The organism is Phytoactinopolyspora endophytica (genome assembly GCF_004138495.1).
Lineage (GTDB): Bacteria > Actinomycetota > Actinomycetes > Jiangellales > Jiangellaceae > Phytoactinopolyspora > Phytoactinopolyspora endophytica.
Window position 1 is genome coordinate 207164 of sequence record NZ_ML142861.1, and the last position, 11790, is coordinate 218953.

The 11790-nt window shown below is 68.9% G+C and carries 8 protein-coding genes; 5 read left to right on the forward strand and 3 right to left on the reverse strand.

The genetic code is table 11. The features are described 5' to 3' along the window. Positions 1 to 790: NAD-dependent epimerase/dehydratase family protein (locus ELR45_RS23255; protein WP_205857103.1), on the reverse strand; the 790-nt coding region annotated here is incomplete at its 3' end. A 41-nt stretch (positions 791 to 831) separates the two neighbouring features. After that, positions 832 to 1608: an IclR family transcriptional regulator gene (locus tag ELR45_RS23260; protein ID WP_129668492.1), complete on the reverse strand. Its 777-nt coding sequence runs from the start codon at positions 1606 to 1608 to the stop codon at positions 832 to 834. Between the two features lie 110 nt (positions 1609 to 1718). Between ELR45_RS23260 and ELR45_RS23265 the strand changes: the two genes are divergently transcribed. From ELR45_RS23265 to ELR45_RS23285, 5 genes are all read left to right on the forward strand, one after another. Further along, positions 1719 to 2696 (forward strand): 5-dehydro-4-deoxyglucarate dehydratase, encoded by a 978-nt coding sequence (locus ELR45_RS23265; RefSeq protein ID WP_129668455.1) that lies wholly within the window; start codon positions 1719 to 1721, stop codon positions 2694 to 2696. After that, on the forward strand, positions 2693 to 3958 hold the full coding sequence (locus ELR45_RS23270) for a glucarate dehydratase family protein (protein WP_129668456.1): 1266 nt from the start codon (positions 2693 to 2695) through the stop codon (positions 3956 to 3958). Before ELR45_RS23265 ends, ELR45_RS23270 begins: the two co-directional genes overlap by 4 nt. Before the next feature lie 96 nt (positions 3959 to 4054). Then, positions 4055 to 5002, forward strand: coding sequence for a TIGR03621 family F420-dependent LLM class oxidoreductase (locus ELR45_RS23275; RefSeq protein WP_129668457.1), 948 nt, complete (start codon positions 4055 to 4057; stop codon positions 5000 to 5002). Positions 5003 to 5174: 172 nt separating this feature from the next. Beyond that, positions 5175 to 6791 carry an MFS transporter gene (locus ELR45_RS23280; RefSeq protein WP_129668458.1) on the forward strand — a complete coding sequence of 539 codons (1617 nt, stop codon included), beginning with the start codon at positions 5175 to 5177 and terminating at the stop codon, positions 6789 to 6791. Between the two features lie 265 nt (positions 6792 to 7056). Next, complete coding sequence (locus ELR45_RS23285) at positions 7057 to 10239, forward strand: alpha-L-rhamnosidase (protein WP_205857105.1); 3183 nt, start codon at positions 7057 to 7059, stop codon at positions 10237 to 10239. A gap of 56 nt (positions 10240 to 10295) precedes the next feature. Here ELR45_RS23285 and dinB read toward each other — a convergent pair whose 3' ends face one another. Beyond that, positions 10296 to 11489, reverse strand: coding sequence for a DNA polymerase IV (dinB, locus tag ELR45_RS23290; protein WP_129668459.1), 1194 nt, complete (start codon positions 11487 to 11489; stop codon positions 10296 to 10298). Positions 11490 to 11790: the final 301 nt, after the last annotated feature.

Below are 11790 nucleotides of genomic sequence, written 5' to 3' on the forward strand. Positions count from 1 at the left end.
TGGCGCCCAGCCGGTTCAGCAACGAGTCGCCGGCGAAGTCCGGCTCGCCGTGCTCCGCGATGAGCTTCTCCGCGTAGGTCTCCGCATCATCCTGTGGGACGTACCCGATCGCCTCGCCCTCGGCCAGCGAGAGCCAACGGCGCGTGTTGCGGCTGATCCCCCACACGATGCGGAATCCGGGCGACGGCACGCTCAGTGAGGCCTCGACCAGCCGCGCACCGTCGCCAGGTGAGAGCCACAGAGCCAGCTCCCGCAGCGAGCGCGGGGTCTCGCGCCAGCCGCCGATCCGGAGACAGATCACATCCATGCCGAACCGGTCGGCATAGAGCCGGCCGGTTGCCTCGGATGCGACCTTGCTCCAGCCGTAGAACGTGTCCGGCCGGGCCGGCGCGTCCACGGGCAGCCCGGCGGGCGGATGCTCACCGTGACGGTAGAAGCCTGCCGTATGGTGCGAGGACGCCAGCACGACACGGGAGACGCCGGCTCGACGCGCCGCCTCCAGCGCACAGTACGTTCCGTAGATGTTGAGCTGCATGACGTCGTCGATGGTCGACTCCGCGGCCTGTCCGGCCAGATGGACGACCGCGTCGACTCCCTGGCAGGCCTCGACCATGAGATCCAGATCGGTGATCGAACCGACGACAACCTCCTCGCCGCCGGCGAGCAGCTCCGGATCCGGCTCGCGCAGATCAAGCAGGCGGAGCGAGCGCCCGGCGCGGACCAACCGCGGTGCGAGGAGAACGCCACATCGCCCGGCAGCACCGGTCAGGAGTATGCGCTGATTATTCACGGCTTCATAACCGTCCGTCTGTGCCGCCTGACCCGCCGAGCTCATCGGATTCCCGCGCGCCGCAACGTGGCGGCGAGCCGATCGGTATGCCGCACCACGGCCTCGGCGACCCGTTCGACCTCGTCCGGTTCGGCCAGTTTCGCCGGCATCGAGCAGCTCACGGCGTCGGTCGCGGGGATGCGGTACGCCACAGTGGTCGCGATGCAGGCGATCCCCGCGGTGCCCTGCTCCCGTTCGAACGCCCAGCCGGCGGAGCGGACGGCGTCGAGCTGGTCACGCATCGCGGCGCGGTCGGTGAGGGTGTGCTCGGTGTAGCTCTCGAGCTGGTCCGGCAGGATTTCGTCTACCTCGGCGGCGGTCAGGTCGGCGAGCATGGCGTGCCCCAGCGCGGTCAGGTGGATGGGTAGCCGGCGCCCCACCCGTGGGATGACCCGCACGGCATCCCGCGCCTCTCTGCTGGCCAGGTAGAGCACGTGTGCGTCGTCTCGTCGCGCGTAGTGGATCGTGTACCCGAGTTCGGCGCGCAGGTCTTCCAAGGTCTGGTAAGCATGCGGCAGCGCGGGATCCCGGTCCAGGTAGGACGTTCCGGCCAGCAGCGCATGCGGCCCGACGGTGAACGCCGACGCCGCGTCGTCCGCGTCGAGCCATTTGAGATCCCGCAGCGTGCGGACGAGCGCGTGCAGGCTGGAGCGCGGGTACCCGGTGCGTTCCTGGAGCTCGGATACGGTCAGCCGGCCTGGAGACGCCGCCAGCAGCTCCAGGATCCGAACGGTCCGCTCCGCTGACTTGACCAGTGAGGTGTCCGGCGCCACCGACATCTCCACACCGCCCCACCGCCATTGACCAGATACGGATTTCCCGGCTAGCGTATCGCCACAGGGTGACACATACAAGTACGTTGTCCACATATATGGATGGAGTCTGATTGATGCAGCTCTCCGGCGTCCTCGCGTTTCCGCTCACCCCGTTCGCCCCGGACGACACCCTTGACCGCGACGTCCTCGCCCGGCATCTCTCGGAGCAGCTCGAGGCCAGGCGGGACGTCAACGGCAGCGGAACCGCGAGTCCGTCCGCCTGGTTCGTCGCCTGCGGAACCGGTGAGTTCAGCGCCCTGTCCAGGGATGAGTACCGCGACGTTCTCCGCACGGCGGTCGACGTCGTCGGTGGACAGGCTCCGGTCTACGCGGGAACCGGTGGTGGTCCGCGCATAGCGCGAGAGTTCGCCGGCACAGCCGAGGAATGCGGCGCCGACGGGCTCCTACTGCTTCCCCCGTACTTGGTGGCCACCACCCCCGCCGGCATGGTCAACCACATCCGCTACGTCGCGTCGGCCACCGCACTCCCCGTCGTCGTGTATCAGCGGGCCAACGCCATGCTGGATCCGGCGTCGGCGGTCGCACTCCTGGATATCCCGAACGTCGTCGGGGTCAAAGACGGCATCGGCGACGTCGATGCGATGTCCAGGATCGTCGGCGCCGTGCGCACCAGTGGACATCCACGGGCGGCAGAGTTCGGATTCCTCAACGGGCTGCCCACCGCCGAGCTGTCCGCGCCCGCCTATCAGGCGATCGGCGTGCACAGCTACTCCTCGGCGGTGCTGGCCTTCGCGCCGCAGATCGCCGTCGCCTACTACGAGGCGCTTACCACGGGTGACGCGGTGACCCGCGATGCCCTGCTGCGCCGGTTCTACCTGCCATTGACCGAGCTTCGGAACCGGGTCCCGGGCTACGCGGTCGCACTGGTCAAGGCAGGCGCACGTCTCTCGGGCCTCCCGGTCGGCCCGGTACGCCCCCCTCTCGTCGAGCCCACGGCTGAACACATCGAACAGCTCGGCCAGATCATCGACCAGGGCAGCGCCGTTCTGGCCGAAGCCGCTCTCGCCCAAGCCCCGGAGGCGATCTCATGACAGGCACGCAGATCACCAAGGTCACCGTCACACCAATCGCGTTTCCCGATCCTCCGTTGCTGAACGCCGTCGGCGTGCACCAGCCATGGGCGTTGCGCACGATCGTCGAGGTCCATACCGGCGACGGGTTCGTCGGGCTCGGCGAGAGTTACGGCGACGCTGCGCACCTGGAGCTTCTCCGCCGGGCCGCGGCGGAGATCGTCGGGCTCGACCCGTTCGGCCTCGCCGAGCTCAGGCAGCGGATAGCAGGCGCCATCGGAACCGTCGACGCGGCCGACCAGCACGGGCTCACCGGCGCATCCAGCCAGGCCAAGACCCTGCTACGGGTGTACTCCCCGTTCGAGGTGGCCTTCCTGGACCTTCAAGGGCAGATGATCGGGCGCCCGGTGTACGACCTGCTCGGCGGGAAGGTCCGCGACAGCGTGCCGTTCTCCGCATATCTGTTCTACAAGTGGGGGGCGCATCCCGGCGCCGAGCCCGATGAGTGGGGCGAGGCGCTCGACCCCGACGGCGTCGTCGCCCAGGCGCGCGCCATGATCTCCCGCTATGGCTTCGGCTCGATCAAGCTCAAGGGCGGAGTCTTCCATCCCGACCAGGAGATCGAGGCGATTCAGGCGCTGCGCGACGCCTTCGGAGAGTACCCGCTACGGCTCGACCCGAACTGCAACTGGAGTGTCGGCACGTCGGTGAAGGTGGCGGAGAAGACCGACGGCCTGCTCGAGTATCTCGAAGACCCGACCGCCTCCATTCCCGGCATGGCCGAGGTCGCCGCACAGGCATCGATGCCGCTGGCGACGAACATGTGCGTGGTCGAGTTCGGCCACCTTCCGGAGGCCTTCGCCACCAGGGCCGTCGGCGTGGTCCTCTCCGACCATCACTACTGGGGTGGGCTCACACTGTCGATGCACCTGGCGACGGTCTGCCAGACGTGGGGTGTCGGCGTCTCCATGCATTCCAACAGCCATCTCGGCATCAGCCTCGCGGCGATGACTCACCTGGGGGCAGCGATGCCGCAATTGTCCTACGCCGCCGACACGCACACACCGTGGCAGCTGGGCGTCGACGTCCTCGAACGCCCCCTGATATTCGTCGACGGGTCGGTACCCGTGCCGGACGCGCCCGGCCTCGGTGTGACACTCGACCGGGACGCGCTCGCCCGCCTGCACGAGAACTATGTGTCGTGCGGAATCACCGAACGCGACGACACCGGATACATGAGGTCCATCGAACCCTCGTACCAGGCGCGGACACCGCGCTGGTAACGCCGGCCCCAGCCCGGCTTTCTGCCAACGGCAGAGATCTTTCGCCCGGAGCGATCACCCCTTCCGCCCCGGCCGCGGGTGCGAAAGCGTAGCGGAATGCACGATTTCAGGTTCGGATTCAACACGTCCGGTCTCCGGTCGGCGCGAGAGCTCGCTGAGCGCTGCCGCGACGGCGAGGAGCGAGGGTATGACATCGTCCTTGGCACCGATCATCTAACGAACGGTTCGCCCTTCCTGCCCCTCGTGGTCGCTTCCCAGGCCACGGAGCGAATGCGGGTCGGCACGCTGACCACCAACAACGAGTTCTGGAACCCGGCGCTGCTCGCCCGGGAGGCAATCACGGTCGATTACCTCACCGAAGGCAGGCTGGAGCTCGGCCTCGGTGCGGGCCATATGAAGTGGGAACTCGACGCTGCGGGCATCCCGTGGCGTCGCATCGGAGAGCGGGTGGACCGCCTCACCGAGGCCGTCAAGGAGCTGCGACGGTTGTTCGCCGAGGGTGTGGACGAGCCGGAGTCAGGGGTCGCCACCCGGGAGGCGTTCGGCCGCTCCGAGCTCAAGCCGGTCCAGCGGCACGGCTTCGGCGGATCGGGACCACCGCTGCTGATCGGGGGCACCGGGGACCGAGTACTCCGCTTGGCGGCGGAGAACGCGGACATCATCGGCCTCGGCGGGCTCTACCAGATCAAGGGAGAGCCGCCCGGCACGTTCCAGATGACGACGGCCGCCGAGGCGCGGGAACGCGTCGCATACATCAGGGGGTGCGCCGGCGAGCGCGCCGACCAGCTCGAGATCAATGCGCTCGTCCAGCTCGTCGCCATCACCGATGACCGGCGCGGCCTGGCTGAGAACCTGGTCGCCCAGCAGGCGCCGTACTTCACCGTCGACGAGGCGCTGGAGACGCCGTTCGCCCTGATCGGCACGGTGGAACAGATCGCCGAGCAGCTGCGAGAGAACCGTGAGCGGCTCGGAATCTCGTACATCACCGTGCACGAGCCGTACATGCGTGAGTTCGCCCCGGTGATCGAGAAGCTCCGCGGCTAGCGTCCCGGTGCGCGACGCCGGCGTTCGACGGCCTGGCAGGCAGCGGATGGATCGGCTCGCGGGCCGTCGTCGCGGGGTGTTGTCTACGAGTTCTCCAGAACAGCGATGAGTTTCATGTCGATCCCTGGTCTGAGTATTCGACGCGTCAACGAGAACGAGCACAACGCTGACGATGAGAGGACTCGACGTGAATACGAACACCGTGGACGAATCCGGCATCCGCGCCGGACGCAAGGAGTGGATCGGGCTGGCTGTCCTGGCCCTGCCGACGCTCTTGCTGTCCCTGGACATGAGCGTGCTGTACCTGGCGCTGCCGCATCTCTCCGCGGACCTCGCACCGAGCAGCAGCCAGATGCTGTGGATCATGGACATCTACGGCTTCATGGTGGCGGGTTTCCTGATCACCATGGGGACGCTGGGCGACCGGATCGGCCGCCGACGGCTGCTGCTGGCGGGCGCGACGGCCTTCAGCGCCGCCTCGGTTCTCGCCGCCTACTCGAACAGCGCCGAGATGCTGATCGCGACCCGCACCCTCATGGGGATCGCCGGCGCCACCCTGATGCCGTCCACCTTGGCGCTGATCAGCAACATGTTCAAGAATCCCAGGCAGCGCGGCACCGCCATCGCGGTGTGGATCAGCTGCTTCATGGGCGGGACGGCCATCGGTCCGGTCGTCGGCGGTGTCATGCTGGAGTGGTTCTGGTGGGGTTCGGTGTTCCTGCTTGGTGTCCCCGTCATGCTCCTCCTGCTGGTCACCGGCCCGGCGCTGCTCCCCGAGTTCCGTGACGAGACCGCCGGGCGACTCGACCTTGCCAGCGTCGGGCTCTCCCTGGCGACCATCCTGCCGATCATCTACGGGCTCAAGGAGCTCGCCAAGGACGGCGGAGCGGCCATGCCGTTCCTCACCATCGGCGTGGGCGTCGCCTTCGGTGCGGTGTTCGTCCGCCGCCAGCTCCGGCTCTCGGATCCGCTGCTCGACCTGCGGCTGTTCGCGAACCGGACGTTCACCACCGCTCTTGGCACCATGCTCGTCGGCGCGTTCTTCATGGGCGGGATGTTCCTGTTCATCAGCCAGTACCTGCAACTCGTCAACGGGCTGTCGCCGCTCGGCGCCGGGCTCTGGTTGGTGCCACCGGCCATCGGGATGATCGCCGGCAGCATGCTCGCGCCGGCTCTGGCGCAACGCGTAGGTACCTGGCAGGTCATCGGCGGCGGCATGCTCGTGACGGCAGCCGGGTTCGCGATCCTGACCCAGGTCAGCGCCGCCGGCGGGCCAGGCCTCCTGGTCATCGGCATGGCATTGGCCACGGTGGGGCTTGGACCGGGTGCTGCACTGGTCACTGACATCGTCGTCGGATCGGCCCCGCCGGAGAAGGCCGGGTCCGCTTCCTCCATGTCCGAGACCAGCGGCGAGTTCGGCATCGCGACGGGCGTCGCCGTGCTGGGCAGCCTCGGCACCGCCCTGTACCGAGGCCGGGTGGATGTGCCCGACGGCACGCCGGCCGAGGTCGCTGAGGCGACCCGTGACGCTCTGGCCGGCGCCGTAGCCACGGCCGACGAGTTGCCCGCCGACATGGCCGGCCCACTGCTCGATTCCGCACGCGAAGCGTTCACCGGTGGACTCAACATGGTCGCCGGGATGGGCGGCGCCGCCATCGCAGTCTTCGGCGTCGCCGTTCTCGTCTTCAGCCGCCGCCAACGCGCCGTTGCCCAACAAGAGACCGCCGACGACGGACAGCCCACCGACGATCTCCAGGCCCTCGAGCCGGTCTGCGCGGTTGAAACGTAAGGCACCCCGTCGGCGGTCGTGCCAGCCGGTAGCCCTCTCCCGAGAAGTTTGTCCTGGGCCACCTCCCTTCCCCTGACCGAGTGCTTCGGCTCCTCGTATACGCCCGGGGACGTATACGAGGAGTCGATCTCGGCCGTACACGGCGGCCCCAGAATGCGGCCATGGTGATGCGGAGATATCCGCATCACCGAGGTGCGTGCACCCCGGCGCCGACGGCACCGGCGCCGCTGTGCATCGATGCCGCTGGACAACAGGGGGTAAGACGATGACAGATCGGACGATCGTCCCCGGCCCTGCCACACACGGGCCGTGGACACTGACGCGACGCGCCGTCCTGGGTGGCGCCGCCGGCGTATCGGTCTTCGCCGGGCTGCCGCGCATCGCCGGTGCCGATCCGGTCGGCGACGCGGCCGAGTCGAGCCGGACGGATCAGGGCGGCGGCGGGCATGCGATGCGCCCGGTGCGGTTGACCACCGAGTACATGCAGAACCCGCTCGGAGTCGGGGCCGCGGAGCCCCGGTTCGGATGGCAGCTCACGGCGAACGGGCGGAATCGCGCACAGAGCGCGTACCGGATCCTCGTCTCCAGCACGACCGATGGGCTGCACGGGGGACAGCCCGACGTGTGGGACAGCGGACGTGTGGAGTCCACACGCCAGTCGGCGATCCTCTACGACGGCCCGCCACTGGAGTCCAGGACCTGCTACTTCTGGGCGGTGCGCGTCTGGGACGAGGCCGGACGGCAAGGCCCGCTGAGCGACGTCGCGTGGTTCGAAACCGCGATGCTCTCCGACGACGAGTGGACCGCCGGCTGGATCGGGAGCGGTGTCGTCCTTTCCCGGCCGCCCCGTGTGGTGGGCCCGACGTTCACTGAGAACATTCCGCTTGAGCCTGGGCACACCCTCGGCCAGAGCTTCCTCTCCGAGGCCCGGCTCGCCGCCGTCGCCGTCAACCTCGTCGCCGGAGACGAGCCGGCCAGTTGTGTCATGACGCTGCGCCGCGCCGGCCCCGCGGGTGAACTCCTCGCGGAGGAGACGCTGGAGAACCTCACCGGGGAGGCGCAGGGCCGGCTCGACTTCGACGAACCGGTCGACGGCGGGCAGCTCTACGTCGAGCTGTCCGAGCCACACGGACTGGTCCAGTGGGTGACCGCCCCGGACCACACCTATGACGACGGCTCGGCGTACGCGGACGGCGAAGAGACCGGGGACAGCCAGGCGCGCTACCTCGACGGCATCCCGCCGGACCCGCCGCCGGACCCCGTGCTGCGGACGGAATTCGAGCTGCCCGCGGAGCGCGGCGACGTGCGCTCGGCCCGCCTCTACATCGCCGGCCTGGGGCATGCCGTGACCTGGATCAACGGCGAGCGGGTCGGGGACGCCGAGCTGGATCCACCGTGCACGGACTTCGACCTGAGGGTCCTGTACACGACGCACGATGTGACGTCGCTCATCCGGCACGGCGGCAACGCGATCGGGGTCGCGCTCGGCCGCGGGTTCTTCGGCACCCGGGCTGTCGACTCGGACGGTGCTCACCTGTCGTCGTGGATCGCCGAGCCGCAGGTCAAGGCGGAGCTGGAGGTCGCGTTCGCGGACGGCAGCAGGGAGACGATCGGCACCGGCACCGGCTGGCGCCTCGCCGAGGGTCCCACCGTCTACGACGGCGTATACACAGGTGAGACGTACGACGCGCGGCGCGCTGAGGAGATCGAAGGTTGGTCCGAGCCCGGGTTCGACGACGGTGACTGGCAGCCGGCCGTCTCCGTCGAGGATCCCGGTGGCGTACTCGAGGCGTACGTCCACGAACCTACCCGGGCCGATGAACCGGTCGAACCGGTCGAGGTCACCCGGCTCGACGACGGCACCAGGCTCTACGACTTCGGTGTGGTCCTCGCGGGCTGGGTCAAGCTGCGAGGAGACCTGCCCACCAGCACGACGGTCCGGATGCTGCACGCCGAGAAACTGGGTCCGAGCGGCCGGATCGAGGTGGGGACGCCCGGCGGGACCCAGAACCATTCCGTGGTCGGGCGCCTCCAGCTGGACGAGTACATCGCCGCGGGCGGTCGCGAGGAGAGCTGGCACCCGTCGTTCACCTACAAGGGCTTCCGCTATCTGGAGGTGAGCGGCACCGACCGCCCGCTCGACATCGTGGCCGTGCCCGTGTTCAGCGACGTGCCGCACGCCGCTGAACTCGATCTGGAGCAGCCGGAGCTGCGATGGATCGTGGAGGCGTTCTTCCGGACCGCCGGCAACGCTCTGCACGGTCTGCCCGACCCTTCGCCCGCGGGAACCAAGTTCGGCTGGACCGGCAACGCGCACTTCGCCAGTCAGCCCATGCTGTACGCGTTCGGCATGGCCGGCTTGTTCGGCAAGTGGCTGGACGATATCCGGCTGAGCCAGGCGGAGGACGGCCAGATCCCGACCGTCACCCCGGTGGGCCGGCACTGGCCGAAAGGGCTTTCGCCGACGTGGACCGGCGTGTACCCGCATCTGGTCTACCGCTATTGGCTGGCATACGGCGACAAGACCGTGCCCGCGAAACACTTCGACGCCGTCGCGCAGTACGTGGAGTGGGTCTCCGCCGTCGCCGACGAGGACTACTTCGACGACAACTTCGGCGACTGGCTACCGCCGGGACGGATCCGTCCCGGCGGTGATGGGAACCGTCTCGTGGGCATGGCCTACGTGATCAAAAGTCTCCGGGAGGGGACGGCGCTGGCCGAGCTCCTTGGCTACGACGAGGAGGCGGCCGCCTGGCGAGAGCGGACCGACCGGCTCATCGCCCGGTTCAACGACGAGTTCCTCGACGCCGGGGCCGGGCTCTATCACGCCGAGATGGATGAGGAAGGCTACCAGCAGACCAGCAACGCCATACCGCTGGCATTCGGCTTCGTCCCGCCTGAGCACATCGACGCCGTCGCCGCGAACCTGGCGGCCGCCGTGGAACAGGCCGGACGGCTCGACACCGGATGCGCTGGGATCGCCGCGCTCCCCTATGCGCTGACCGACCAGGCCGGCCGTCCGGACCTGACTCACCTCGTGCTCACGCAGACCGAGTATCCGTCCTACGGATATCTTCGCGACCTCGGCGCGACCACGTTCTGGGAGTCGTGGGAGCCGGATTCGCGCGGTCACCACGACACGTTGTGGAGCTCACCCGTCCAGTGGCTAGTGGAACGCGTGTTCGGCGTCGAGACCGTTGAACCAGGGTGGGCGCGGTTCCGTGTGGCGCCGCGCGCGTCCGGCACGCTACCGGGCGCCGAGCTCACGCTGGACACCGTCCGCGGACGGATCGGCGTCACGTGGCAGCGCGACGGTGACACCGCGGTCCTGAGAATCCGTGTGCCGGTCAACACGGTCGCCGAGGTGGAGCTGCCGAACGGCGAACAACACGAGCTGGGCTCGGGCCGCCACCGGCTCCCCATGCCCCTCACGATCACCACGTCATGAAACGCAGCACCCGTACGGCGTTGCCGTCTCTGTGCTGGTCTATCGAATCCGCTCCCTCAATCGGGGAGGATCGGGACGGGCTGGCCCATTCGGCGCCCGACCGCCGACGCCCGGGTCACCGCGGCGCTGCCGTACCGGTCCCGCAGCGTGTCCAGGGCAGCGTCGAGGGTGGCGTCGGGCCGTCGCTCCAGCGGCAACGCCAGCTGGACCGCGTCAGCGTCGTCCAAGTTGCTCACCGCCACACCGAGCAGGGTCAGCCCGTTGCGTTCGATCAACGGATCGGCGTTGACCAGCAGGCGGCGCGCCGCGGCGAGAATGAGCCGGGTCTCGTCGGTCGCTTCCGACAGGGTGTGGGACCGCGTGGCCCGGGTGAAGTCGCCGAAGCGCAGCCGGATGGTCACTGTATGACACACGCGCCGCCCCGTTCGCAGCCGACGGCTGATCCGGTCGACGAGGGTGGCCAGGATCGCCTCCCGCTCGTCGCGAGCGCGTGGCCGGCGGCCCAGTGCGCATTGCGAGCCGATCGATCGCCGCCGTCGGCCGACCTCCACCGGACGCGGGTCGAGGCCGTGGGCCAGCGCGTACAAGTGGTATCCGGCCGCCCGCCCCACCATCGCGACCAGCGCCCGCTGGGGCAGCTCGGCCACGTCGCCGACGGTCAACACGCCTTTGGTGCGGAGTTTGCCGGCGGTGACCGGCCCGACTCCCCAGAGCCGCTCCACGGGTAGGGGATGCAGGAACGCCAGCTCCTCGTCAGGCGGGACCACGAGCAGACCGTCCGGCTTGGCGACGCCGCTGGCCACCTTGGCGAGGAACTTCGTCCGTGCCACGCCGACGGTGATCGGCAAGCCGACCCGCTCGCTGACGTCCTGACGCAGCCGCCGCGCGATGTCTACCGGAGGACCGGAGATACGCCGAAGCCCACCCACGCCGAGAAACGCCTCGTCGATGGAGAGCCCTTCCACAACAGGCGTGGTCTGCCGGAAGATCTCGAAGACCGCCCGGCTCGCCTCGGTGTAGGCCGACATGCGGGGCTCGACCACCGCGACGTCAGGACACAGCCGGCGAGCCTGGCCGCCAGTCATCGCGGTGCGCACGCCGTAGGCCTTCGCCTCGTAGCTCGCCGCGAGCACGACACCCCCACCGACGATGACCGGCCGTCCGCGCAGGCGCGCGTCGTCCCGCTGCTCCACCGACGCGTAGAACGCGTCGAGATCGGCATGCAGGATATCGGCATCGCTCACGAACATATGTTCCCATGCATCCCGTCCGATTACCAGAGAGCAACCCGGGTCGAATGAGCCACCACAGCTGTCTGGTCCGGGTGGATCTTGGGCAGTGTGGCGGTTCTGGCCTGGGTTGTGTCCTCGGGTTGAAGGGGGCGCGTTCTGGCGCGGTTCAGGATGGCGTGAGCCGCTGTCAGTACGGGAAGGGCTCTCTCCGCTCGGTAACGGTCGACAGGGCGTGACGGTCTCCCGTGGCTGGTTCTGGGTGGGGCCGCTGGTGCGTGCCGCAGTCTCATGCAGGCGGGGTCATCTGGACGGGAACTCA